Below are 21,179 nucleotides of genomic sequence, written 5' to 3' on the forward strand. Positions count from 1 at the left end.
CGCCCCGCAGGCATGACGTCGCCCGCCCAGAGCCTCTCGGCTCACATCCTGCCCACGTCTGCGACCATGATCGGCGTGTGCATGACGGTGATGTCCATCGGGCACCTGGGGCCGCGCGACGACATGCGGCTTCTGATCGACCGCCTGCTCGCAGTGGACGCGCTGGTCTTCCTGGCCAGCGCGTTGCTGTCTTTCATCTCGATGCGTTCGCGCAGGTCGGGCGCGCGGCTGGAGGCCTGGGGCGAGATGGTCTTCATCGCCGGCCTCGGGCTGCTGGCGCTGGGTGCGGTGACGCTGGCCTTTGCCCTGCGCTGAACGGCTGCGCGGCGCCTCAGGCGGGCGAGCAGGGCCAGTCGAGCTGCATGCGCGTGCCGCCGGCGGCCGGGTCCGCCGTCTCGATCTGCAGCCGCGCGCCGATGGACTGGGCGCGCGCCCGCATGTTGGCGATGCCGTGGCCGGTTCTCCCGCCATTGGCCGGCGCCGAAGGCAGGCCGCGCCCGTTGTCGGTGAGCATGATGCGCACCAGCGCAGGCGTCTCTTCCCCGTGCCAGCTCGCGTGCATCACGATGCGCGTGGCGCCCGCGTGCTTGAGCACGTTGGTGAAGGCTTCGAGCAGGATGCGTTGCAGCTGCAGGGCCGCCTGTGCGGCGAAAGGCTCCAGCTGCGGGATCACTTCCACGTCCCACACCAGCTCGATGCCGGCGGCGTCGAGCCGCGGCTGCAGGCGGTAGCGCAGCGTGGCCAGCACGGTGGCCAGGTCGTCGTGCGTGGGCTGCAGCGAATCGACGGCCATGCGCATCTCGTCGAGCGCGAGCTTCACGTGTTCCTCGATCACCGTGCGGTCCGGTTTGGCCTGCGTCACCACGTTGAGGAGGCCGACCAGCTGCGAGCCGACGCCGTCGTGGATCTCCCGCATGATGCGCTGGCGCTCCAGCAGCACGGCCTGTTCCTGCTGCTGCTGGCGCATGGTGTCGAAGGCGCTGCGCAACTGCTCTTCGCGCTCGGCCACGCGGGCTGCGAGGTTGGCGTTGAGCGCGCGGTAGTCGGCTACGGTGCGGCTGTAGCGCTCGACCACCAGGCCGGCCAGGATCATCACGAAGAAGAACATCGCGTGCGCCGTCAGCGTGTAGTAGGCGCCGCCGAAGAGGCCCATGCGCACCAGCAGCAGGTCGTGCGCGCCGGCCAGGATGGCCAGCGTGCCCGCGGCCATCAGCACGCCCGCGATACGGCGGCGGTCCACCAGCGCCCCGTACACCACGTAGGGCAGGCAGATGATGCTGATGCATTGCAGGATGACGAGGCCGCCGGTCCACAGCAGCGGCTGCGCGAAGGCGAAGGAGGCGCAGGCCAGCGTGACCGACAGCGCGAGCGCCGTGTAGATCGAGCGCACCAGCCACGGCGGATTGCGCTCCAGCACCAACAGCACGAAGCGCGCGATCAGCCCGATGTGGCAGGCGTAGCAGACCGCCACGATGGCGCCCCACAGCGGCCAGGGAATGGCCACGTCGGGCCATACGCGGTCGAGGTTGCGCGCCACGCCCGAGAGCGCGGCCAGCGCGAAGCAGCCGTAGAGCGCGTCGCGCTGGCGCAGCCATAGCCCGCCGGCGATGCCGCCCATCAGCAGCAGGCTGACGGCATAGACGATGGCCGAGGTGTTGCGCCAGTTCTGCCGGGCGCGGTAGACCGTTGCCAGCGACGCCTCGGGGCCGTAGTCGATGCTGGCCAGCCCCGCGCCGCGCTGGCGCTGGATGGTGGTGCGCACCACCAGCGACTGTGGCTGGCCTGCCTGGTGCAGCACGGCCGGCACCGGCACCAGCAGGTTGCTCTTGGATGCGTCGTAGCTCGGCAAGCCCAGCGTGCCGTAGCTTGCCACCAGCGCGTCGTTGAACGAGATCGCCACCTGGTTGCCCGCGCCCGAGAGCAGCAGCGCGGCGGGCTTGCCGGCCGGCACCGCGGAAGCGGGCAGTTCGATGCGGTAGGTGGCCTTGCCGCCGCGCCCGGGGAATTCATGGTCCCAGCGGAAGGGAATCTCCACGCGTCGCTGCTGCGCCGGCAGGCCGTCGGGTTCGAGCACCGCCTCGGCCGAGGGAACGTCGAAAGCGTCGGGCGATTCCGCTGCGTCGGCATGGGAGGCCGCCGACGCCAGGGCGAGCCACAGGCACAAGGCGGCGAGCAGCAGGCGGCAGAGGCCGCCGGCGGTCACGCTAGGGAAGCCAGCCGAGGTTGCGGGCCTCGAACACAGCTTCCGATTTGTTGTGCACATCCAGCTTGCCGTAGATATTGCGGATATGGGTTTGGACAGTCGAGGCCGAGACTCCCATCTGCACACCGACTTCGACATAGGTGAAACCACGAGAGACCAGGTCGAGCACCTCGAACTCGCGCGGCGACAGGCGCTCGGGCACGACCGTCGGCGTGCCTGCCGCCTTGGCCGCGGCCTGTTCCCTGGGCGCGCCGCCCGAGTGCGCCTGCCAGCGGCGCAGCAGCTTGCGCGCGATGACCGGCGACATCGGCGAGCCGCCGGCGCGCAGGTGGCGGATGTGGGTGGCGAGGTCGGCCTCGGTGCCGTCCTTCAGCAGGTAGCCGCTGGCGCCGGCCTCGAAGGCCTGGACCATGTTGGCCTCGTCGCCGAAGATCGAAAGCACCATCACCGCGCATGCCGGCTGCATGTTGCGGCACTGGCTGATCACCTGCAGCCCGGGGCGGTCGGGCAGGCCGAGGTCCACCAGCAGCACGTCGATCGGGTTGTCGACCAGCCAGCGCAGGATGTCGCTGGCGTTGGAGGCGCTGTAGGCCAGGCTGAGGGACGGGTCTGCGTCGACCACGCGCGAGATGCGCTCGCGCATGCCGGTGTCGTCTTCGACGAGGGCGACCTGTGTTTCCGCAGTCATGCGTGGACCGGGCCCGGAAAGAAGCTGCATGCGCTCATGCATGGCGTGGTGACAAGGCGCATGGAGGAAAAGACCTGGGTTGCTGATGCCGCAAAGGGTAGGGGGCTGCCCGCTCGCTGCCCATCCTATATACGGGGGAGGCGGCCTACCGCTTTCGGTGGCCTATGGGATGTCTTGCCGGTTGCCGCCCTGGCCAGCCGCCCGGCCACGAGCGCGAGGTGCGCGACCAGCTCCAGAGGCGACTCGACCTCGAAATCGTGCGGCAGGCAGCCCAGCCACACGGCCAGCGCATCGAGCGAATTGGCCGCGGTGGCGATGCGGGTGGAACCGTCGCCGACAGCCTGCGGCGTGCCGCCGACCCAGCCGAGATAGGGCTCCAGCGCCTCGACGGGTGCATGCACCACGACCTGCGCATGGTGCAGGTAGGGCGATACCTTCAGCGCGTGCTCCATGTAGGCGGCCACGTCGCCATGGGGCAGCCGGCGCGGCGTGAAGCGCTCGCCGGTGGGCTCGGGCTCGACGATGCGGTCGAGGCGGAAGGTGCGCCAGTCCTCGCGCGCCACGTCCCACGCCAGCAGGTACCAGCGCCGGCCCGTCTGCACCACGCGATGCGGCTGCGCCGTGCGCTCGGTGAGGGCGTCGTGGTGGTCGCGGTAGCCGAAGCGCAGCTCGAGCCGGTCGGTGCAGGCTTCGGCGAGGAAGGACACGGCCTTCAGGCGCACGGGCGACTTGTCGTGCATCACCGGCACCACCGATGAGCGGACGCTGTCGAGCCGGCGGCGCAGGCGCGGCGGCATCAGCTGTTCGAGCTTGGCCAGCGCGCGCATCGAGGCGTTCTCGATGTCGCCCGAGGCGCCCACCGGGTTGCCCAGGCCGAGCGCGACGGCGATGGCTTCCTCGTCCTCGAGCAGCAGCGGCGGCATCGCGGTGCCAGCGCCGAGCCGGTAGCCGCCGGCCACGCCCGAGGTGGAATCGACTGTGTACCCCAGGCTGCGCAGGCGGTCGACGTCGCGGCGCAGGGTGCGCTCGGTGATCTCGAGCCGGGCGGCGAGGTCGGCGCCCGTCCAGGAGCGTTGCGCCTGGAACAGGGAAAGAAGCCGGATCAGGCGTGCGGTGGCGGAAAGCATGCGCGCATCATGCCTTTGATCGAGGACAGAATCTGTCCGCAATGGGTCGTAGCCTCGGTTCTTCTCTCAACCACCTCCGCACCGCGGAAAACAGGACGAAGACCCATGAAGAAGACGTACAACGGCAGCTGCCATTGCGGCAAGGTCCGCTTCCAGGCCCTGATCGATCTCGCCGAAGGCACGGGCAAGTGCAACTGCTCGATCTGCACCAAGACCCGCGCATGGGGCGCGATCGTGAAGCCGGATGCCTTCACGCTGCTTTCGGGGGAGGAGGACCTGTCGCTGTACCAGTTCAACTCGCACAGCACCGAGTGGCTGTTCTGCAGGAGCTGCGGCGTGCGTTCGTTCGGGCGCGGCAACGTGCCCGAAATCGGTGGCGCCTATGTGAGCGTCGCGGTGAACTGCCTGGACGACGTGACGCTGGAGGAACTGTCGACGGCGCCCGTCCGGTACATGGACGGGCGCAACAACAACTGGTTCGAGGCGCCGGCCGAGACGCGCTACCTCTGAGCGAGGCGGGTCGGCCGGCGGGTTGCTGCCTTCTTACTTGCGGCGGCGGGTTGCCGGCGCGGCGCCCGGTGCCGAGGTCTGCGAGGGAGCGGCACCGCCGTCCACGCCCAGACGACCGCCGCCGCCCAGGCCCTGGCCGCGCACCGTCTGCGCCTTGTAGTTGCGCAGCGAGCGGACCATCTGGTTGAAGGCGTCCATGAAGGCGGCCGCGATCACCTTGCCCTGCGGCGTGCGGGTGTAGCCGCCGATGCCGCCGGCGGCGGAGAGGCCGCCCAGGCCGGCGAAGCCCGCGAAGTCGGTCTTGGAGGCGCTGCCTTCGGCGGCCGCGACCTGCACGCCCGAACGGTTGTCGATCAGCGTCAGGAGGGCGCTGGCTTCCTTGGTCTGCAGGCTCGCGCCGAGGCTGGCGATGGCGCGGCCGCGGCCGCCGCCCACCAGGCCGCCGAGCGCGCCGCCCAGGCCGCCGGCATCGCTGTTGCTGAACACGATCTCGGGCGACAGGCCGTAGTCGGAAGCGACCATCTGGCCGCGGCCGAAGTTGCTGCCGCCGCGCATTTCGCCCGACTGCATCAGCGCGCGCTCGCGCGTCATCGCGTTCATGCCGGCTGCGCTGCGCTCGACCACCACGAAGCAGTTCGACTGCTGCACCAGCAGGCGCAGCAGGTTGGCCGTGGGAGGCAGCTTGTACTCGCCGGTGAGGATGGTGTACCAGCCCGCGTTCACGTTCTCGATCAGCGAGACCGTGCCCAGCGGCGAATCGCAGCGCTCGAGCTGGCTGCTTTCGCCGGAGGTCGCGGCGCCGGCGGCGCTGCCGGTGGCCACGGTCTTGGCCGACTGGCTGCCCATTTGCATGTCCATGGTCTGGCAACCCGAAAGGGCCAGCAGGCCGGCGAGTGCGCTTGCGAGAGAAAGTTTAGAAAAAGCCATGTCCCGATCTGTCAAGTGAAAAGAATGCGGCGCCCGTTGCGGACGTCACTTGTCAAGATCGAAGATGGATCTGCCCTGGCCTGTATGACCTCCCGATTCGACGCGCCGCCGGCGACCGCGCGACGATACGACCCGAGATTCAGGCACGCCAGTGCCGAAAGTCATGTGCATTCACGCGCGCCCGGCCGTGTGTTTTCCACCGCGCGGGCGGCGGGTTATCGGCCGGAGTCCGAAGTGTGGGAGGTGCGGGCCGCGGCAGCCCCTGTCCTCGATCGCCCGGCCGCGACGTCGGGCAGGCGCACTGCGCTTGGGGGACGGGCGGGTGGGGCGCGGCGATTCTATTACTCTGGAAACTTTCAGGAACACCGTGAAACAACGAGAGCTTCCATACCAATGGCTCAGGAGGGAAAAGCCGCGGGATGCGCTGTCCCGAAAGTTACATTCGGGCCTTCACTTCCAGGAGTTTCAGATGGCGACCAAGAAGAACATCGTTGGAGAAGCAGCCGCGGAACTGACCCGCCAGCAGGTGCAACAGGCCCTGGCCATTGCGGGAGCTTCGAACTTCAGCGCAGCGGCCGACCCGGCTTTCGTCGGCTCCATCCTGGTGGCCCTGGCAGTCAACACGAACTCGGTGAGCGCGACCATCGACAGCGCCAAGGACCGGACCAGCGCGGTGATCAAGCACTGAAAGAAACGGCCTGCCTCAGCGCGTGTAGTCGCCGCTGGCCTCGGGCTGGAAGAGCACTGCGGTCACACGCGCAGAGCGCTCGATGCCGTTGGGCATGCGCCAGCAGGCGAGCGCCCCGGTCTTCACCCCCAGCAGGCCGATGCCGACGGGCGACAGCACCGATACGAAGCCAGCGCCCGGCTGCGAGTCGCCGGGATAGCACAGCGTGATCTGCTGGCGCTGGCCCGTAGCCGGGTCCTCGATCTCGACCTGGGAATTCATCGTCACGAGGTCCGGCGGGACTTCGCGCGATGGCAGCACGTCCGCCGCGTCGAGCAGTTCGGTGAGTGCCGGTGGGAGCTGGTGATCCGCCAGTTTGCCGAGGCGGACGAAGTCGAGTTCGGTGAGCGTGCGCTCCCCGTGAATGGTGGCAAGCATGAAGCACTCCAGTTGAGTGCGGCGCCGTCAGGAACGAAGGAAATGAACGGCGACGCGGCCGCGCGGCGGGTGCCCGGCGGTCAATGGTTCGCGCATCAGAAGGAAGGGTAGCGGACCGCCGGGCTCAGGAAAGTGCGCAGGTGCGTCGGTAGGCCGCCATCGTCGCCACGGCACCGGTACGCGCTGCTTCGAGCGCAGCGTGCTTGCGGGAGTGGAACGAACGGGCCATGCGCACGAGTGTAGGGATGCACCACGAGCCCATCAAGCAATGGCCCCGCGTGTACTGCCGTTAAGCACGGCGGGCATGGGCTCATCGCGTTCCAACTGCGCTAGCCGGTTTCACGGCGTGCCTGTGCGGCGGATGGGAATCAGCAGGTCGGTGCGCAACTCGGCCTGCGAGACCTGCCGCGGCGAGTTCAGGTAGTGCTCCAGTGTTGGCCGGTCGTCGGGCTCGTAGCCGCTGGCGGGTAGCCAGCGGATGTAGAGGGCGCGCACGGCAGCGTTGATCTGCGAGTACGGGCCCGCGAGGCGATGCGCCGCGTAGCAGCCGCCGGGAATGTCGAGCATCTCGACTTCGGGGACTTCCGGCCAGGCATCGGGAGAGTCGACGGCGGCGTAGTACCTGAAGCAGATGCTGCCCTCCGGCTCGTCGAAAGACGCTCCCCAGCGGTCCGTGATGCGGGCCGTGCCGGCGTGCTGGCGCAACCGCCGATGAGTGTGAGGGATGGTCGAGAACGGCCCCTGGTGCCGCAGCGCATGCAGCCGTCGCGTCGGGTATTCGACGATGCGCACGGCTGGCGCGGCGACGCCGTCATCGGGTTGCGGCAACGCATCGACATCGAGAATCGCCCGCACCATCTTCTGCTGGAATGCGCGCGGCGACTGTCCGGTGAACTGGCCGAAGGCGCGCGTGAAGGCCTGCGGGCTTTCGTAGCCCACGGCCAGCGCGACCTGCGTGATGCTCTGGTCGCCGGCTTCCAGCAGCCGGGTGGCGAGCGCCAGTCGTACGCGCCGCACTGTGGCCGCCACGGTTTCTCCGGCCACGCTCGCATAGACGCGGTGGAAGTGGAAGGGCGAGAAGTGCGCGAGCCGCGCGAGGTCTTCGAGCCGGTGCTCGGCCATCGGATCGGCAACGATGGCCGCGACGGCGCGCGCGACGCGGGCGCGGTAGTCCTGCTCGATGCGGCGGCTGCTTTCCATGCGCGCGAGTGTGCGCCTTTCATGCGAGGGGCACTTAGCCGACTTTGCTCACATGGGCCAGCGGAGCAACCAAAGAAAAAGCCCGCTGTCCGTAAAGACAGCGGGCTCTTCAGAGAGCCTTGCGGCTTGATGGTGGCTCCTCGACCTGGGCTCGAACCAGGGACCTACGGATTAACAGTCCGGCGCTCTACCGACTGAGCTATCGAGGAACAAGCCTTAAATTATATGCAATGGATTTGCCGATCTCGGCGCTTCGACTGCATTTTTTGCATCGATGCGACGACTGCCTGCAAGAAACACCGCGCACCACTTCAAATGAAATGCCCCGCTACCTTGTGGGTAGCGGGGCATCCAGAGGCCTTGCGGCTTTGTGGTGGCTCCTCGACCTGGGCTCGAACCAGGGACCTACGGATTAACAGTCCGGCGCTCTACCGACTGAGCTATCGAGGAACAAGCCTTAGATTATAGCGTCATTTTTCATGACTTTCGGCAACGCGTTCAAAGTGCAACGCTCAGCCCCAGACGCAGCGTGCGCGGCGCGCCAGGGAACAGGTAGACATGCCCGAACTGGTAGGGCGATTCCTTCCAGTAGCGGCGATCGAACAGGTTGTCGACCGACAGCGTCCAGCTCGCGTTCGCGCCGCGCAGCTTAGTGTCGTAGCGCAGCACGGCATCGACGCGCGTCCACGAGGGCAGCGTGATCGAGCCATCAGGCAGCACGTTGCGGCGGCCTTCGTACGAGAGCTGTCCCGCAACCTCGAGGCCCGGCACCGATGCGAAGCGGTAGGCGGTCTGCGCGCGCAGCACCTGCTTGGGCACGTTCGTGGGCGACTCGCCGTTGAGCGCCGGATTGGCCGTGCTCCCGCGCCGCTTCGCATCGATCAGCGTCACGCTGCCACCGATGCGCCAGGGCCCCTGGTTCCACTGCGCACCCGCTTCGAGACCACGATGCACCGCCTTGCCGTCGTTGCGCACCTCGCACAAGCCGCTGCACAGGTCCATGTTGGTCAGCGGCCGCGAGATGTCGAACCATGCGAGCTGCCAGTTGAAGGCGTCGTTGCCGCCCTTGAGGCCAAGCTCCCACTGACGCGAGCGCAGCGCGGGCAGGGCCTGCCCCGCGTTGCTGTACTGCGAGATCCTGTTCGGCACCACCTGCGACTCGACTCCCCGCCCCCAGCTCGCATAGGCCAGCAGCCCCGGCTGGAAAGCGTAGCTCGCCGCTATCCATGGCGTGGTCACGTCCTGCTTGTAGCCGGTCGGATTCGAGCCGTCGTTGCCGATGCTGCTGCGGTCGAGCCGCGTATGGCGCGCGCCGAGCCAGGTGGTGAAGCGCTCGTTCCAGCGGATCGCGTCCTGCACCGAGAACTCGGTCGAGCGCTCGTCCCGGTTGGTCTGAGGCGTGGTGGCGTCCGGCGCCGGTGGCACGACGGCCGTGCCCCAGATGTTGCCGGTGCCCGCATAGTTGTAGGCCTGGTTGTCGAAGCGGTTGCGCACGCGGCTCTGCATCAGCCCGAAGCCGAGTTCGTGCCTCACGCTGCCCGTCGTCACGTTGCCCTTCAGGTTGATGCTGCCGGCCGTCAGCGTGCGGCGCTCGTTGTCGCTGCGGAAGTCGTAGAAGTCGAAGGTGCCATCGGAGCAGTAGCGGTCGTAGTTGCCTTCGGCGCCGCAGCCGAAGGCATAGGCCAGTCGGTCGTCGCTCTTCAGCCGCTGCTGGCCGATCTGCGCGCTCCAGCGCCAGTCGGCGTTCAGCGCCTGGCTGAAGCGCAGCGTGCCCGTCAGCGCCTTGAACACCGAGGGCTGCGACCACGGCTGGTTGTTGAGGTTGATGCGCGGATCCACCGGCGCCGGCAGCACGCTGCCCAGCAGGCTGTAGCCGTTCTGGCTGGGCTGCGTCTTGCGGCTTTGCTCGATCTCGAACTCCAGCACCGAGTCGCGCGTGATGCGCCAGTCGGCTGCGAGCGAGAACAGGTTGCGGTTGCCGTCGAGGTTGTGCGTGAGCGGCTTGAGGTTTTCGCTCGCCACGTTGATGCGGTAGCCGAACTGCCTGTTCTCGCCGAAGCGCCCGCCGAGGTCGATGGCGCCCAGCAGGCTGCCCCGGCTGGAAGTTTCGATGCGCACCGTGCGCAGGTCCTGTTCGGTGGGCCGCTTCACGACGTAGTTGACCAGCCCGCCCGGCGCGCTGGTGCCGGCCTGTATGCCGCTGGTGCCGCGCAGTATTTCGACGCGCTCCTTGTTGTCGAGCGGAATCGAAGTCTCGGCGCTGATCGGCAGGCCCTCGCGCCGGTAGTTGAAGCGGTTGTCGAGCACGAAGCCGCGCACCGTGAGGTAGTCCCAGTAGCCCGCCGAGTTGTAGGCGTCGGTGACGGAAGCGTCGAACTGCGTGAGGTCGGCGAGCCGTCGCGCGCCGCTGGCCTGCAGCTGCTTGCTGTCGATCACCGTGGCCGAGATCGGCAGCTCGCGCAGCGGCACGTCGCCGAAGCCGCTCACGTCGGCCTGCGGCGCGGCCGTGCCTTCGCTGACGGTGATCTCCGGCAGCGCGGATTGCTGCTGCGCATGCGCTGAACATGCCGCCGCAAAGAGCATGGCTGCCAGCGCGTGCGAGACGGGAGACAGCCGATGCCGGCCGGAAGAATCGAAGGGAAGCTCTGTCTTTTTCATTCTGTTCATTTGCCCGCAGCGGCATCGATGGCCGCGATCCATTCCGCGGCCGTGGCTTCCGGGTCGTCGGCCGCGACAAGCGCACGCACCACGGCGATGGAACCCACACCGGTCGCAAGCACCTCCGGCATCCGCACCGCATCGATGCCGCCGATGCCGACCTGCGGATAGCCGCGCAGCAGCCGCGCATAGGCGCCCAGCCGCGCCACGCCCTGCGGCGCGGTCGCCATCTTCTTGAGCGTGGTCGGGTACACGGCGCCCATGGCGATGTAGCTCGGGCTCACCTTGTCGGCGCGCACCATCTCCGCATAGCCGTGCGTGCTGACGCCAAGACGCAGGCCGGAGGCGCGAAGTTGCGCCAGTTCGTCTGGCGAGAGCGCGTCGAGATCCTCCTGGCCGAGGTGGATGCCATAGGCACCGGCCGCGATGGCAACCCGCCAGTGGTCATTGATGAAGAGCAGCGCGCCGGTACCTCGCACCGCCTCGACGGCCGCTTGAACTTCGCGCTCGATGGCCGCGCTGTCGTCCGACTTGAATCGCAGCTGCACCGTCGGCACACCCGCGCGCGCCATGCGGTCGACCCACTGCGCATCGGGCAGCACGGCATAGAGGCCGAGCCGTTCTGGGCAGGGCGGAAATGCGTCGTCGCGCGCGGTGGGCGGAAAGGGGCGCATGCCGAAGTCCTCCGGCGCGTCGGGCCACAACGCAGCATCGAAGCTGCTCAGGCGCTGTGTCTGCGCGGTCCATGCGAGGGCCAGGCATTCGGCGTCGATCTCGATGAAGCCGAGCGCGGAACACGCGCGCTTGGCGCCGCGATACACCGGATCGTCGGAAGAGAAGTCGGGCGCGCTCACCGGCGCCGACGTGATCGCGCCGAAGCGCAATCCGTGCGCAGCGACGATGGCCTGCGCGATGGCGCCGGAGTCGAATGTGGTGCTCATGATTCGTGGTGCCAGAAAGGCGTGCCGAGCACGGGCGTGCTGGGTTGCGCGGCCTCCTGCGCGGCCATGGCGCCGGCGCGATGCGCGCTGCGCCCGGCCTGCACCGCGTCGGCGAAGGCGCCGGCCATTGCGACCGGGTCCTGCGCCAGCGCGACGGCCGTGTTCAGCAGCACCCCGTCGTATCCCCACTCCATCACCTGGCAGGCGTGCGAAGGCAGGCCCAGTCCAGCGTCCACCAGCATCGGCACCTTGAGCCGGTCGCGCAGCACCTGCAGCGCGTAGGGGTTGACCGGTCCGCGGCCGGTGCCGATGGGCGCGGCCCAGGGCATCACCGCCTGGCAGCCGACGTCGACCAGGCGCTGGCACAGCACGAGGTCCTCGGTGCAGTAGGGCAGCACCTTGAAGCCCTCGCGGATCAACTGCGAGGCCGCGTCGACCAGGTTCAGCGTGTCGGGCTGCAGCGTGTAGTCGTCGCCGATCAGCTCCAGCTTGATCCACGAGGTGTCGAACAGCTCGCGCGCCATCTGCGCGGTGGCGATCACCTCCTGAATGCTGTGGCAGCCAGCGGTGTTGGGCAGCACCGGCACCGCGAGCTTGCGCAGCAGCTCCCAGAAGCCGTTGCCGAGCTCGCTGTTGCCCGAGCCCTGGCTGGCCGTCTGCCGGCGCAGCGAGGCAGTGAGCATTGCGGGCTTCGCGCGCTTCACGGCGGCTTCGAGCAGGTCAGGCGAGGGGTAGCGCGCGGTGCCCAGCAGCAGGCGGCTGTGGAAGGTCTCGCCGTAAAGCACCAGGGGGTCGTTCGGGGTCGTCATTTCTGTTGTCTCCATCAATCAGCCGCCCGTCACGGGGCGGATCACTTCGACGCGGTCTTCGGGTTTCAGCGCGCGCGTGGCGTAGGCCGAGCGCGGCACGAATTCGCGGTTCACGGCCACCGCGAAAGGCGGCGTGGCCTCCAGCGCGGCCAGCGCGTCGGTCAGCATCGCCTGGTCGGGCAGGGTGAAGGGCTTGTCGTTGATCAGGATGTTCATCGTCATGTGTCTCGGGTCTCCATGCCGAAGCTTTTCGCAAGGGGCGAGTGGCCCTGCGTCAGCACCTCCATCGCCGCGTCGAGCATCGCGGGCGCGATCATGAAACCGTGGCGGTACAAGCCGTTGATCTGCAGCACGCGCGGTTGCGGCAGGCGCAGGGCAGGGAGGTTGTCGGGCAGCGTGGGCCGGCATTGTGTCGCGATCTCGACGATGCGCGCCTCGGCGAAGCCGCTGTGCACCGCATACGCGGCACTCAGCAGTTCGAGCGTGGAGCGCACGCTGGCGGGCGACATGTCGTCCGACTCGATCTCGGTCGCGCCGATCACGAACAGGTTGCCCGGCTTGGGCGCGATGTAGAGCGGGTAGCGCGGATGCACGAGGCGCGTCGGTCGCTTCAGGCTCACCTCGGGCGCATGCACGCGGATGACCTCGCCGCGCACACCGCGAAGAGCATTCCACTGCGGACGGGCGCCGAGGCCGCGGCAGTCGATCACCCAGTCGGGCTGGCCTGTCGTGCCGGGCGAGAAGTCCGAAGGCGTACGCGGCGATTGCCAGTGCAGCGTGACGAGAGGGCTGCTCTCGAGCGTGGCGAGCAGCGAGGCCAGCAGCGCGCGGTTGTCGAGCTGGCCTTCGCCCGGAAGGAACAGGCCCTGAGCGAAGCGCTGGCCCAGCGAGGGCTCCAGCGTGGCGATCGCGCGGGCGTCGACGGATTGCATCGGCGCCAGCTCGGGCACCTGCGCACCGGTGTTCGCGAGCACGCGGGCGAGCCGCGTTGCTTCGGCCGCGTCCTGCCGGTGCCAGAGCACCAGCGTGCCTTCGCGCTGGAAGAACACGGGCTGTGCCAGCGGCGCGAGCAGCTCCGGCCAGCGCGCGAGCGCGTGCTGCCCCATGCGCACGACAGACACCGGTGCGACGGCCGATTCGGCCAGCGGCGCCAGCATCGCCGCGGCCACGCGCGCGGCCGCGCCTTCGGCCTCGGCGCTGCCGGCCTCGAACACATCGACCTTGCACCCGGCATGCGCCAGCGCCACCGCCATCAGCCGGCCCATGAGGCCTGCGCCGAGGATGGCGACCGAGTCGAAAGGAAGGCTCATGCCAGGGCTCCTTCGCGTCGCCGATAATTTTCGGCATGACCCAAGAGCCCACTCAGCACTACGCACGCGTGCTTTCCATCGCCGGTTCCGACAGCGGTGGCGGCGCCGGCATCCAGGCCGATCTCAAGACCTTCGCCGCCCTGGGCTGCTATGGCATGACGGCCATCACCGCGCTCACCGCGCAGAACACGCTGGGCGTCTCGGGTATCCACGGCGTGCCGCCCGATTTCCTCAAGGCGCAGATCCAGGCCGTGGTCGAAGACATCGGCGTCGATGCCGTCAAGCTCGGCATGCTGCATGCGCCCGAGGTGGTCGAAGTGGTGGCCTGGGCCATCGACCGCTACCAGCTGAAGAACGTGGTGCTCGATCCCGTGATGGTCGCAACGAGCGGCGATCGCCTGATCGAGGCCGAGACGGTGCAGGTGCTGGTGCGCGAGCTGTTCCCGCGCGCCGTGGTCGTCACGCCCAATCTCGACGAGGCGGCCCTGCTGATCGGCCATGCCATCGACGGCGTGGATGCGCTCGACGGCGCGGCCGACGAACTGCTGGCGCTCGGCGCGAAGGCCGTGCTGCTCAAGGGCGGCCATCTGCCGGGCAACGAAGTGGTCGATGTGCTGCTGCAGGCCGATAGCGAACGCAAGCGACTGGCCTCCGGCCGCATCGAAAGCCGCAACCTGCACGGCACCGGGTGCACGCTGTCGTCCGCCATTGCTGCGCACCTTGCGCTGGGCGCGACGCTGCCCGAGGCGGTCGAGAGGGCGCGCGCCTACATCCTCGGCGCGATGGCTGCAGGTGCAGACGTGAAGATCGGCGCGGGTCATGGCCCGCTCAACCACGGCTTTGCGCCAGTGCCGACGCACCGGCTGCCGTTGAAGGCCGGCTGAGCCAGGCCAGCGCGAAAGTCGCGGCCAGTGTCGGCAGCGCGGAGCCGAACTGCGGCGCCCACTTGGCAAGCGCGTGATACGCGGCGATGCCCGCGATCCAGATCAGTGCCGCGCCGAAGTCGATCTTGCGCCGCGCGCCTTGCGGCGATACCGCCTCGCCGCTGCCCAGCCGGCCGATGATCACCCCATACAGCGGCACGAACACCGAACTCAGCAGCAGCAGGAAGGGCTCCAGCGTGTGCATCGGCAGCACCAGCGCCAGCGCGATGCACAGCGAAGCCAGCAGCAGGCCCCAGCGCTTGACGCTCCAGCGCGGCAGCAGGCTGTGCGTGGAGACCGAGCCGGAGTAGACATCGCCGTACGCGTTGTCGAGCTCGTCGATGAGGATGAGGCCCAGCGCCACCAGGCCGCCCTGGGCCAGCAGCAGCGCGGTGACGAGGCCCGTGCCCGGTTCGGCCACGCTCACCACCATCACGCCCAGCGCGTAGCACCAGACGTTCGCGACCGCATAGCCGATCCAGGTGCCGCCGAATGCGCCGCCGAGGCCGCCGGAACTGCGCTTGCCGTGCCGCGCATAGTCCGCCACCAGCGGCAGCCACGACACCGGCATCGCGATCACCAGGTCGAGCGCACTGAACATGCCCATCGTGCCGTCGCCGGGGCGCGCCCAGAAGGCGTCCAGTCCCTTGGCCTGCAGTTGCGCCGCGAATTGCCACGTGAGCCACAGCAGCGACAGCACCACCAGCGGCAGCCCGAACCGGCTCACGAAGCGCCGCACCAGCTTCACCATCGAGCCAGCGAGCAGCGCCAGCAGCACCGCGCCCCACAGCAACGTCGTCAGCACGCCGCCCCAGAAGCTGCCCAGCGCCGGCCCCACCACCGTCTGGCCGATGGCCTGCGTGCCTTCGCGCATCACCACGAGTTCGAAGGTGGTCCAGCCCACCAGCTGCACGATGTTGAGCAGCACCGGCAGCCGCGCGAAGGCACTGCCGTAGGTGGCGTGCATGAGGCCGGCGCTCGCCAGGCCGCTCTGGCAGCCCAGCCGCGCGGTCCAGGCCAGCAGGCCCGCGCCGATGCAGGAGCCGAGCACGATGGCGATCGCCGCGTCGCGCGTGCCCACGGCCGGCACCAGGTAGGCGCCGATCTGCATCACAAGCAGGCCCACGCCGAGGCTGAACCAGAGCGAGGCATGGTCGTGCCAGCCGAACACGCGCCGCGAGGCGGGCAGGGGCGTCAGCGCCTCGTTCGAGACGCCAGCGGCATCGTTGTTCTTGTCGTCGTGTGCCATCCGTTTGCTCCAGTGCAAAAGGTTTGGCAGGTGGGCGAGGCCCCAGTGGCGCGGCTTTCACGCGAGAAGGCGCGAGAGGCCACCGGACCAGCTTCCCTGCGCGAGGATTACCTCAATCAGGTTCAAAGGGACTTTCTCAGCCGGACGGCAAGCCGCCCAACACCCCTAGCAAGTACGCCGCGGCAAACCCGTGGCGCGGAGCCGATTTTATGCGGGGCCGGGAAGCCGCGGCGCCAGGCATGCCTTTGCGGGCAGGGAAAACCCTCGGCATGCGGGTGCGCGGCGCGAGAATCGACCGCCGAGGAAAACGACGGCAGAAGAAACGGGAGCGCATGCCGATAAGCGTGCAGAAACAAGAAATGAAGAGGAGCTTGCATGGTCGATGAGGATTTCAAGGGCACCCGCCTCAGGCGGTTCAGGGTCGACGTGGGGACCATCATCTGCGCGGTGGCGCTGGTGCAGTCGCTGCTCCTGGTGGCCTTCGGCTACTGGGCCGCCGAGAGGCTGGTGTCGAGGCTCGGCACCGCCGCGCACAAGATCAACCACGACCGGGTCGAGGACAGCGTGCTCGCCTTCCTCGCGAAGACCGAGGCGGCGATCCGTGCGATCGCCGATTCGCCCAGCGTCCATGTGTGCGGGGAGGACGGCGAGCAGACCGCCGAGATGCTCTGGACGCTGCTGGAGCAGACGCCGGAAATCGACAGCATCAACGTGGCCACCGACCATGGCCACGTGCTGATGGCGGTGCGCTACCCGGTGCCGGCCATCCGCCAGGTGCTGCGCGCCGACGGATTCAGTACCGAGACCTGGCACTACAAGGACTCGCCGGACCGGGACGGCGGCGACGCGAAGCAGCGTTTTGCGACAACATCGATCTCGGCCTACCGCAGCGACTTCGATCCCGAGAAGCGCACCTGGTACCTGGAGGCCATGAAGGCGAAAGGACCGGTGTGGACCCAGCCATTCATGATGAGCGACTCGCAGGAGCTGGCCGTCGGGCACGCGCGGCCTTCGGCGCGCGCCGACGACGAAGGGCACAGGCGGGGACTCGTGGTCGATGCCAACGTGTCGCTGGGGCATCTGGCCAGGCTCGTGGGCGCCTTCGGTGCGCAGGGCCATGGCGAGAGCGCCCTGATGAGTTCGGACCACCACGTGATCGCGCGCAGCGACCATCCCGATCCGGTGCGCGAGCTGGAGTCGCCCGACAGCGGCGTGCTCGGCGCCATCCATGCGCACATGCTCTCGGTCAGCACGGCAGGCGGGGCCGACGACCAGGCCTTCTCCATCGAGCACGAAGGCAGTCGCTACCTCGTGCAGACCTCGCACCTGCCGCACACCCGGTGGCAGCTCGTGAGCTGGGAGCCCGAGGAGCTGCTGCTCGGTGGCCTGCAGCGCTCGGTGCTCTGGTCGCTGGCGCTGACGGTCAGCTTCCTGGCGCTGGCGCTCATCATTTCGCTGCGGTTGTCGAAGCTGGTGACCGGGCCCATCGAGAACCTCTCGCGCGTCGCGCGCCGCATCGGGCGGCTGGAACTCGACGACCTGCCGATCGAGCCGAGCCGGGTGCTCGAGGTGCAGCACCTCAACCAGGCGCTGGACGAATCCGCGCGCAGCCTCAAGGCCTTCAGCAAGTTCGTGCCGGTGGACATCATCCGGCAACTCGTCGCGGAAGGGCATGCGCTGGGGCCGAGCGGCTCGCCGAAGCGCATCACCGCGATGTTCACCGACGTGGAGGGCTTCACCAGCATCTCGGAGTCGATGCCGGCCGAGGTGCTCGTGCGCCAGCTCACCGAGTACTTCAATCTCGCCGCCGGCATCTTCGCGCGTCACGGCGGCGTGATCGACAAGTTCATGGGCGACGGCATCATGGTGCTGTGGGGCGCACCCACCGAACTCGAAGACGCTGAGTACCGCGCCTGCCTGGCGGCGATCGAGCTGCATGCCGAGATGAACGCGCTCAACGAGAAGTGGCGCGCCGAGGGCCTGCAGGAGTTCCGCACGCGCGTGGGCATCCACACCGGCCACGTGATCGCGGGTGTGCTCGGCTCGAGCAACCGCCTGTCGTACACCGCCATCGGCGACGCGATCAATGCGGCGAGCCGCATCGAGAGCGCCAACAAGGAGCTGGGCACGCGCACGCTGATCTCCGAGGCCACCTTCGAGGGGTTGGGCGGCCGGCTCGCCACGCGCCGCATCGAAGAGCTCGCGGAGCTGCGCGGGCGGCAGACGCGGATGACGCTGTACGAGCTGCTACAGATCGAGCATCAGCCGGGCTGAACGGGCCCGCGAGCAGCAGGGCAGGAACTGGTCATTGGCGGCCTGCTCCTCGGGCGTGAGATAGAGGTCGCGGTGCTCGATCTCGCCCCGCAGCACGCGCGTGAGGCAGGTGCCGCACACGCCCTGCGCGCAGGACACCGGGATGTCGACGCCCTCGGCTGCCAGCGCGTCCACCACGCTGAGCGAGGCCGGCACGCGCACCACGCGGCCCGAGCTGCGCAGCTCGACTTCGAACTCGCCTTGTTCGCCTGCCGGCTGCATCGCGCCCGAGAAGTATTCGAAGTGCACCTGGGCGTCCGGCCATTGCAGGTCGCGTGCCATGGCTCGCACCGCATCGAGGAAGCCCTGCGGACCGCACACGTAGATGTGCCTGCCGGGCGCCGGACGGCCGATGGTCGCGGCCAGGTCCAGCCGTTGCGCCGGTGGTCCGTCGTCATGGTGGAAGAACACCCTGTCGGCGAAAGCGCTGCCTTCCAGCCGACGCCGGTAGGGCGCCCGAGCGGCGGTTCGGCTGCAGCAGTGCAGCGCGAAATCCGCTCTCAGCGAGGCCAGCCGCGCGGCCATCGACAGCAGCGGGGTCACGCCGATACCGCCCGCGAGCAGCAGGCTGTGCGCGGCGTTTTCATCCAGCGGAAAGTGGTTGCGCGGCGGGCTGATGTTCAGCACAGCGCCTTCATGCACCGCATCGTGCATCGCGAGCGAGCCGCCGCGCGAGGCGGCGTCGCGCAGCACACCGATCTCGTAGTGCTCGTCTTGCCCTGGCAGGTTGCACAGCGAATACTGGCGCACCAGCCCGCCGGGCAGCGCCACGTCGATGTGCGCGCCTGGCGCGAAGCCCGGCAGTGGCGCGCCGCTAGCCGAAACCAGCCTGAAGCTGGCCACGTCCTCGGCCTCGACCGTCTTGCGCGTCACCCGCACGGCGATGGGCTGGCCCGCGATGGACGCCGCTGCGCTCATTCGCTCACGATGAAGTTGCCGGCGTCGAAATGCACGGGCGGCGCTGCCGGGTCGAAGCTCACGCCCGCCGGATCGCGCCCCTCGCGCACCGCATCGAGCTGGCGCTGCAGCAGCCGGCGCAGCATCACGATGCCGCGGTCGGAGGTGGCCAGGTGCTCTTCCGAATGCGCGGTGATCGCGCCCTGGCTCACCTGCGCCTCGTAGTCGCCCGGGAAGGCGCGGTGCTCGGCCTCGGTCAGCTCTTCCCACAGCTTGCCGTTCAGGCGCGAGCGCACGCGGGCCAGGTCGCCAGGCGTCTTCACGCGGCCCACGGTGTAGATGCGGAAGCTGTGGTCGTCGATGGGCAGCACCCAGCCGATGGACTCCACCCGGCCGTAGGCCGCCACGCGCGGGTTGGGCACCACGCGCAGCGTGGGCAGCACCGGGCCCGCCACGCGGCGGAAGACGCTGCCGTCCTCCAGCTTGCGTATCGAGATGATCTTCACGCCGGTGTCGGTGCTCTCGAAGGTCACGTCGGGCATCTGGCCCATCAGTGCCACGAACTGCGTGCCGCTGAAGCTGCCGTGCAGCACCGGCACGTGGAAGGGATCGGCCACGTTCTCGTAATGCTGCAGCCAGTTGCACGGAATGATCTGCGGCCCGCCGCCGCCGATGCTGTTGCCGTCGGCTTCCAGCGTCTCGCCCTCATCCAGCGTCTCCAGGCAGTCGTAGCGCGGCAGCACCGGCTTTTTCTCGGCCGGGCCGAGGTAGGCCCAGATCAGCCCGTACTGTTCCTGCACCGGATACCAGGGCTGGCGCACGCGGCCCCGGCTGCGCGCGCCGCCGTCGGGCTCGCAGGGCTGGTCGACGCAGTGGCCCTGCACGTCGAACATCCAGCCGTGGTAGCAGCAGCGGATGCCTTCTTCCTCGACGCGCCCGTAGTAGAGCGAGGCGCCTCGGTGCGCGCAGCGCCAGTGCACGAGGCCCGCTCGGCCCTTCCTGTCGCGGAACAGGATCAGGTCCTCGCCCAGCACGCGCACTTGGCGTGGCGTGTCGGTGGCGTCGGCGGCAAGGCCGATCGGGTGCCAGTAGCGGCGCAGCAGCTCGCCCATGGGCGTGCCGGCGCCGACCTCGGTCAGCTCTGGCTTGTGGCTGGGCGGCTTGCGGCCGTAGGCGGTGCCGGTATCGAAGGCGATCGGCTGCCATTCGTCAGCAGGGGATGCGGATGCGACGGTGCTCATTCGGGAGTGACTCCTGCGGCCTTGATCAGGTCCGCGACACGGGGAAAGTCGGCCTTGTAGCTGGCCCTGAACTCGGCGGGCGTGCTGCCCAGCGGCTCGAATCCGAAGCCCGCCAGGCGCTCCTGGATATCGGGCATCTTCGTGATCTCGCGCAGCGCGCTCGACCATTCGTCGAGCACGGGCTGCGGCGTCTTCGCGGGGGCATACACGCCGATCCAGCTGTCGAGGTCGAAGCCGGGAAAGCCCTGTTCGGTGAAGGTCGGCACGTCGGGCATCGAGCGCACGCGCTGGCGCCCGGTGATGCCCAGGACCTTGATGCGCCCGGCCTGCGCGAGGCCGCGCGCGGTCGCCGGATTGGCCCAGGCCACGCCCAGCGCCTCGCCGAACATGTCGTTGTGCGCCGCGGCCTCGGCCTTGTAGGGCACATGCACAAGATCGAGCTTGTTCTGTCGCGCCAGCAGCTCGCCGAACAGATGCGCGTTGGAGCCGTTGCCCCAGGTGCCGTAGGAGATGCCGGGATGCGCCTTGGCATAGGCCACGAACTCGCGCACGTTCGAGAACGGCGCCGAGGCGCGCGCGATCAGCATCGGCCCGCCGGTGGCCAGCTGCGACAGCGGCTCGAAGTCCTTCACCGGGTCGTAGGGCAGCTTCGGCTGCAGCACCACGTTGTTGATGTGCGTGAGCGGCAGCGTCAGCAGCACGGTGTAGCCGTCGGGCGGGGCCTTGGCGACGGTGTCGGCGGCGATGGTGCCGCTCGCGCCCGGTTTGGCCTCGACGATCACCGGCTGGTTCCAGCGGGCCTTGAGCTTTTCGGCGTAGACGCGGGCGATGGTGTCCATCGGGCCGCCCCCGGAGCCGAAGGGGATGATGCGCACTACGCGGCTCGGAAAGTGCGGCGTCTGCGCGAAGGCTGGCAGGGCGAGTGCCGTGAGGCCCGCGCCGAGGGTGCCGAGCGCGCGGCGGCGTGTGGCCTCGCCGGGCGGCGAGGGTCTGAACCGATTCATCGTGTCTCCAGTCGTGATGTACTTGTGCGCTCGACGATACGGACAGCCTGCCCCATGGGCAATTCGAAGCTTTT

General features: G+C 68.8%; 20 protein-coding genes, 2 tRNA genes and 1 riboswitch. Of the genes, 5 read left to right on the forward strand and 17 right to left on the reverse strand.

Annotation, left to right across the window (positions count from 1 at the left end):
- The first annotated feature begins 12 nt into the window (after positions 1 to 12).
- Entirely contained in the window at positions 13 to 315 is a 303-nt protein-coding gene (locus tag EJP67_RS02845) for a hypothetical protein (protein WP_126019191.1), read from the forward strand.
- A gap of 16 nt (positions 316 to 331) precedes the next feature.
- On the opposite strand, the gene EJP67_RS02850 is transcribed toward EJP67_RS02845, so the two are convergent.
- From EJP67_RS02850 to EJP67_RS02860, 3 genes are all read right to left on the reverse strand, one after another.
- Positions 332 to 2,203 carry a sensor histidine kinase gene (locus tag EJP67_RS02850; RefSeq protein ID WP_126019193.1) on the reverse strand — a complete coding sequence of 624 codons (1,872 nt, stop codon included), beginning with the start codon at positions 2,201 to 2,203 and terminating at the stop codon, positions 332 to 334.
- Between the two features lies 1 nt (position 2,204).
- Positions 2,205 to 2,891, reverse strand: coding sequence for a response regulator (locus tag EJP67_RS02855; RefSeq protein WP_126019195.1), 687 nt, complete (start codon positions 2,889 to 2,891; stop codon positions 2,205 to 2,207).
- A 125-nt stretch (positions 2,892 to 3,016) separates the two neighbouring features.
- Positions 3,017 to 4,018: a helix-turn-helix transcriptional regulator gene (locus tag EJP67_RS02860; RefSeq protein ID WP_126019197.1), complete on the reverse strand. Its 1,002-nt coding sequence runs from the start codon at positions 4,016 to 4,018 to the stop codon at positions 3,017 to 3,019.
- Between the two features lie 105 nt (positions 4,019 to 4,123).
- Here EJP67_RS02860 and EJP67_RS02865 point away from each other — a divergent pair, with 105 nt between their 5' ends.
- Positions 4,124 to 4,528: a GFA family protein gene (locus tag EJP67_RS02865; RefSeq protein WP_126019200.1), complete on the forward strand. Its 405-nt coding sequence runs from the start codon at positions 4,124 to 4,126 to the stop codon at positions 4,526 to 4,528.
- Positions 4,529 to 4,561: 33 nt separating this feature from the next.
- Here EJP67_RS02865 and EJP67_RS02870 read toward each other — a convergent pair whose 3' ends face one another.
- Complete coding sequence (locus tag EJP67_RS02870) at positions 4,562 to 5,455, reverse strand: CsgG/HfaB family protein (RefSeq protein WP_126019203.1); 894 nt, start codon at positions 5,453 to 5,455, stop codon at positions 4,562 to 4,564.
- A gap of 469 nt (positions 5,456 to 5,924) precedes the next feature.
- Here EJP67_RS02870 and EJP67_RS02875 point away from each other — a divergent pair, with 469 nt between their 5' ends.
- Positions 5,925 to 6,143: a hypothetical protein gene (locus tag EJP67_RS02875; RefSeq protein ID WP_126019206.1), complete on the forward strand. Its 219-nt coding sequence runs from the start codon at positions 5,925 to 5,927 to the stop codon at positions 6,141 to 6,143.
- 15 nt (positions 6,144 to 6,158) lie between these two features.
- On the opposite strand, the gene EJP67_RS02880 is transcribed toward EJP67_RS02875, so the two are convergent.
- From EJP67_RS02880 to EJP67_RS02920, 9 genes are all read right to left on the reverse strand, one after another.
- Positions 6,159 to 6,560, reverse strand: a complete 402-nt coding sequence (locus EJP67_RS02880) for a GreA/GreB family elongation factor (protein ID WP_126019208.1) — start codon at positions 6,558 to 6,560, stop codon at positions 6,159 to 6,161.
- 339 nt (positions 6,561 to 6,899) lie between these two features.
- Positions 6,900 to 7,760: an AraC family transcriptional regulator gene (locus EJP67_RS02885; protein ID WP_126019210.1), complete on the reverse strand. Its 861-nt coding sequence runs from the start codon at positions 7,758 to 7,760 to the stop codon at positions 6,900 to 6,902.
- Between the two features lie 133 nt (positions 7,761 to 7,893).
- Positions 7,894 to 7,969, reverse strand: a tRNA-Asn gene (locus tag EJP67_RS02890).
- Positions 7,970 to 8,134: 165 nt separating this feature from the next.
- Positions 8,135 to 8,210 (reverse strand) — tRNA-Asn (locus tag EJP67_RS02895).
- A 48-nt stretch (positions 8,211 to 8,258) separates the two neighbouring features.
- Positions 8,259 to 10,418 carry a TonB-dependent siderophore receptor gene (locus EJP67_RS02900; protein WP_126019213.1) on the reverse strand — a complete coding sequence of 720 codons (2,160 nt, stop codon included), beginning with the start codon at positions 10,416 to 10,418 and terminating at the stop codon, positions 8,259 to 8,261.
- Between the two features lie 5 nt (positions 10,419 to 10,423).
- A complete protein-coding gene (thiE, locus tag EJP67_RS02905; protein ID WP_126019215.1) occupies positions 10,424 to 11,359 on the reverse strand; it encodes a thiamine phosphate synthase in 936 nt (311 codons plus the stop codon).
- Complete coding sequence (locus EJP67_RS02910) at positions 11,356 to 12,168, reverse strand: thiazole synthase (RefSeq protein ID WP_126019217.1); 813 nt, start codon at positions 12,166 to 12,168, stop codon at positions 11,356 to 11,358. Before EJP67_RS02910 ends, thiE begins: the two co-directional genes overlap by 4 nt.
- 18 nt (positions 12,169 to 12,186) lie before the next feature.
- Positions 12,187 to 12,390 (reverse strand): sulfur carrier protein ThiS, encoded by a 204-nt coding sequence (gene thiS / locus EJP67_RS02915; RefSeq protein ID WP_126019219.1) that lies wholly within the window; start codon positions 12,388 to 12,390, stop codon positions 12,187 to 12,189.
- Positions 12,387 to 13,478 (reverse strand): FAD-dependent oxidoreductase, encoded by a 1,092-nt coding sequence (locus EJP67_RS02920; protein WP_126019221.1) that lies wholly within the window; start codon positions 13,476 to 13,478, stop codon positions 12,387 to 12,389. The genes thiS and EJP67_RS02920 overlap by 4 nt, the downstream gene beginning before the upstream one ends.
- Before the next feature lie 35 nt (positions 13,479 to 13,513).
- Here EJP67_RS02920 and thiD point away from each other — a divergent pair, with 35 nt between their 5' ends.
- Positions 13,514 to 14,362, forward strand: coding sequence for a bifunctional hydroxymethylpyrimidine kinase/phosphomethylpyrimidine kinase (gene thiD / locus EJP67_RS02925; RefSeq protein ID WP_126019223.1), 849 nt, complete (start codon positions 13,514 to 13,516; stop codon positions 14,360 to 14,362).
- On the opposite strand, the gene EJP67_RS02930 is transcribed toward thiD, so the two are convergent.
- Positions 14,307 to 15,650, reverse strand: coding sequence for a purine-cytosine permease family protein (locus EJP67_RS02930; protein WP_126019225.1), 1,344 nt, complete (start codon positions 15,648 to 15,650; stop codon positions 14,307 to 14,309). The genes thiD and EJP67_RS02930 overlap by 56 nt on opposite strands.
- 76 nt (positions 15,651 to 15,726) lie before the next feature.
- Positions 15,727 to 15,827, reverse strand: a riboswitch (TPP riboswitch).
- A 198-nt stretch (positions 15,828 to 16,025) separates the two neighbouring features.
- Here EJP67_RS02930 and EJP67_RS02935 point away from each other — a divergent pair.
- Positions 16,026 to 17,924 carry an adenylate/guanylate cyclase domain-containing protein gene (locus EJP67_RS02935; RefSeq protein ID WP_126019227.1) on the forward strand — a complete coding sequence of 633 codons (1,899 nt, stop codon included), beginning with the start codon at positions 16,026 to 16,028 and terminating at the stop codon, positions 17,922 to 17,924.
- Here the strand turns inward: EJP67_RS02935 and EJP67_RS02940 are convergent.
- The 3 genes from EJP67_RS02940 to EJP67_RS02950 are packed head-to-tail and all read right to left on the reverse strand — an operon-like array spanning position 17,898 to position 21,105.
- Positions 17,898 to 18,881, reverse strand: coding sequence for a PDR/VanB family oxidoreductase (locus tag EJP67_RS02940; RefSeq protein WP_126019229.1), 984 nt, complete (start codon positions 18,879 to 18,881; stop codon positions 17,898 to 17,900). The two genes, EJP67_RS02935 and EJP67_RS02940, sit on opposite strands and share 27 nt — an antisense overlap.
- On the reverse strand, positions 18,878 to 20,101 hold the full coding sequence (locus EJP67_RS02945) for an aromatic ring-hydroxylating dioxygenase subunit alpha (RefSeq protein ID WP_126019232.1): 1,224 nt from the start codon (positions 20,099 to 20,101) through the stop codon (positions 18,878 to 18,880). The genes EJP67_RS02940 and EJP67_RS02945 overlap by 4 nt, the downstream gene beginning before the upstream one ends.
- Positions 20,098 to 21,105: a Bug family tripartite tricarboxylate transporter substrate binding protein gene (locus EJP67_RS02950; RefSeq protein WP_126019234.1), complete on the reverse strand. Its 1,008-nt coding sequence runs from the start codon at positions 21,103 to 21,105 to the stop codon at positions 20,098 to 20,100. The genes EJP67_RS02945 and EJP67_RS02950 overlap by 4 nt, the downstream gene beginning before the upstream one ends.
- Positions 21,106 to 21,179: the final 74 nt, after the last annotated feature.

It is taken from the genome of Variovorax guangxiensis (genome assembly GCF_003952165.1).
Taxonomy (GTDB): domain Bacteria; phylum Pseudomonadota; class Gammaproteobacteria; order Burkholderiales; family Burkholderiaceae_C; genus Variovorax; species Variovorax guangxiensis.

What these genes read in the sequence shown, in the direction of transcription:
- EJP67_RS02845 (WP_126019191.1), top strand. Translation starts at nt 13, where the DNA reads ATGACGTCGCCCGCCCAGAGCCTCTCGGCTCACATCCTGCCCACGTCT.
- EJP67_RS02855 (WP_126019195.1), bottom strand. Translation starts at nt 2,891, where the DNA reads ATGACTGCGGAAACACAGGTCGCCCTCGTCGAAGACGACACCGGCATG.
- EJP67_RS02860 (WP_126019197.1), bottom strand. Translation starts at nt 4,018, where the DNA reads ATGCTTTCCGCCACCGCACGCCTGATCCGGCTTCTTTCCCTGTTCCAG.
- EJP67_RS02865 (WP_126019200.1), top strand. Translation starts at nt 4,124, where the DNA reads ATGAAGAAGACGTACAACGGCAGCTGCCATTGCGGCAAGGTCCGCTTC.
- EJP67_RS02870 (WP_126019203.1), bottom strand. Translation starts at nt 5,455, where the DNA reads ATGGCTTTTTCTAAACTTTCTCTCGCAAGCGCACTCGCCGGCCTGCTG.
- EJP67_RS02875 (WP_126019206.1), top strand. Translation starts at nt 5,925, where the DNA reads ATGGCGACCAAGAAGAACATCGTTGGAGAAGCAGCCGCGGAACTGACC.
- EJP67_RS02880 (WP_126019208.1), bottom strand. Translation starts at nt 6,560, where the DNA reads ATGCTTGCCACCATTCACGGGGAGCGCACGCTCACCGAACTCGACTTC.
- EJP67_RS02885 (WP_126019210.1), bottom strand. Translation starts at nt 7,760, where the DNA reads ATGGAAAGCAGCCGCCGCATCGAGCAGGACTACCGCGCCCGCGTCGCG.
- EJP67_RS02900 (WP_126019213.1), bottom strand. Translation starts at nt 10,418, where the DNA reads ATGAAAAAGACAGAGCTTCCCTTCGATTCTTCCGGCCGGCATCGGCTG.
- thiE (WP_126019215.1), bottom strand. Translation starts at nt 11,359, where the DNA reads ATGAGCACCACATTCGACTCCGGCGCCATCGCGCAGGCCATCGTCGCT.
- EJP67_RS02910 (WP_126019217.1), bottom strand. Translation starts at nt 12,168, where the DNA reads ATGACGACCCCGAACGACCCCCTGGTGCTTTACGGCGAGACCTTCCAC.
- thiS (WP_126019219.1), bottom strand. Translation starts at nt 12,390, where the DNA reads ATGACGATGAACATCCTGATCAACGACAAGCCCTTCACCCTGCCCGAC.
- EJP67_RS02920 (WP_126019221.1), bottom strand. Translation starts at nt 13,478, where the DNA reads ATGAGCCTTCCTTTCGACTCGGTCGCCATCCTCGGCGCAGGCCTCATG.
- thiD (WP_126019223.1), top strand. Translation starts at nt 13,514, where the DNA reads ATGACCCAAGAGCCCACTCAGCACTACGCACGCGTGCTTTCCATCGCC.
- EJP67_RS02930 (WP_126019225.1), bottom strand. Translation starts at nt 15,650, where the DNA reads ATGGCACACGACGACAAGAACAACGATGCCGCTGGCGTCTCGAACGAG.
- EJP67_RS02935 (WP_126019227.1), top strand. Translation starts at nt 16,026, where the DNA reads ATGGTCGATGAGGATTTCAAGGGCACCCGCCTCAGGCGGTTCAGGGTC.
- EJP67_RS02940 (WP_126019229.1), bottom strand. Translation starts at nt 18,881, where the DNA reads ATGAGCGCAGCGGCGTCCATCGCGGGCCAGCCCATCGCCGTGCGGGTG.
- EJP67_RS02945 (WP_126019232.1), bottom strand. Translation starts at nt 20,101, where the DNA reads ATGAGCACCGTCGCATCCGCATCCCCTGCTGACGAATGGCAGCCGATC.
- EJP67_RS02950 (WP_126019234.1), bottom strand. Translation starts at nt 21,105, where the DNA reads ATGAATCGGTTCAGACCCTCGCCGCCCGGCGAGGCCACACGCCGCCGC.